Origin of the sequence: Solibacillus isronensis, from assembly GCF_023715405.1 — a bacterium.
GTDB classification, from domain to species: Bacteria; Bacillota; Bacilli; order Bacillales_A; family Planococcaceae; genus Solibacillus; species Solibacillus isronensis_B.
This window is the reverse complement of sequence record NZ_JAMBOC010000018.1, coordinates 1-837: the sequence shown is the minus strand read 5'-3', so window position 1 is coordinate 837 and position 837 is coordinate 1. Positions and strand designations below refer to the sequence as shown.

Below are 837 nucleotides of genomic sequence, written 5' to 3'. Positions count from 1 at the left end.
CAGGTAGATAGGTTCGAGGTGGAAGTGCGGTGACGCATGCAGCTGACGAATACTAATCGGTCGAGGACTTAACCACATTTTATTGCACAATTCAATGAAACGTTTATCCAGTTTTGAAAGAATGAAAATTTATTATAAAAAATACTTGACAAATAAGAAAAGTATGGTATAATAAGTAGTGTCTTTCAAACAAATAGTCTAGTGATGATGGCAAAGAGGTCACACCCGTTCCCATACCGAACACGGAAGTTAAGCTCTTTAGCGCCGATGGTAGTTGGGGGCTTCCCCCTGTGAGAGTAGGACGTCGCTAGGCTGTTATAAAATTATTCCGAAGTAGCTCAGTTGGTAGAGCATCCGGCTGTTAACCGGCAGGTCGCAGGTTCGAGTCCTGCCTTCGGAGCCATTAAATCTTGGAGAGTTGTCCGAGTGGCCGAAGGAGCACGATTGGAAATCGTGTATGCGGGTAACCCTGCATCAAGGGTTCAAATCCCTTACTCTCCGCCAGGCAAATTTACAAATAGGCCCGTTGGTCAAGTGGTTAAGACACCGCCCTTTCACGGCGGTAACACGGGTTCGAATCCCGTACGGGTCACCAAAAAGATACATAAGTAGTATCCAGCGCTGGAGGATTAGCTCAGCTGGGAGAGCACCTGCCTTACAAGCAGGGGGTCGGCGGTTCGAGCCCGTCATCCTCCACCATTAAACAAATAATATTATCGCGGGGTGGAGCAGTGGTAGCTCGTCGGGCTCATAACCCGAAGGTCGCAGGTTCAAGTCCTGCCCCCGCAACCAAATGGTCCCGTGGTGTAGCGGTTAACATGCCTGCCTGTCACGCAG

The 837-nt window shown here is 49.1% G+C and carries 5 tRNA genes and 1 rRNA gene; all 6 read left to right on the top strand.

Annotated elements, in window-relative coordinates:
* The first annotated feature begins 197 nt into the window (after positions 1-197).
* The 6 genes from rrf to M3166_RS18920 all read left to right on the top strand — a co-directional run bounded on the left by rrf (position 198) and on the right by M3166_RS18920 (position 792).
* Positions 198-313, top strand: a 5S ribosomal RNA gene (gene rrf / locus M3166_RS18945).
* 14 nt (positions 314-327) lie between these two features.
* Positions 328-403, top strand: a tRNA-Asn gene (locus M3166_RS18940).
* Positions 404-412: 9 nt separating this feature from the next.
* A tRNA-Ser gene (locus M3166_RS18935) sits at positions 413-504 on the top strand.
* A gap of 16 nt (positions 505-520) precedes the next feature.
* Positions 521-595 (top strand) — tRNA-Glu (locus M3166_RS18930).
* 28 nt (positions 596-623) lie between these two features.
* Positions 624-699 (top strand) — tRNA-Val (locus M3166_RS18925).
* An 18-nt stretch (positions 700-717) separates the two neighbouring features.
* Positions 718-792: transfer RNA gene (locus M3166_RS18920), tRNA-Met, on the top strand.
* Positions 793-837 lie beyond the last annotated feature (45 nt).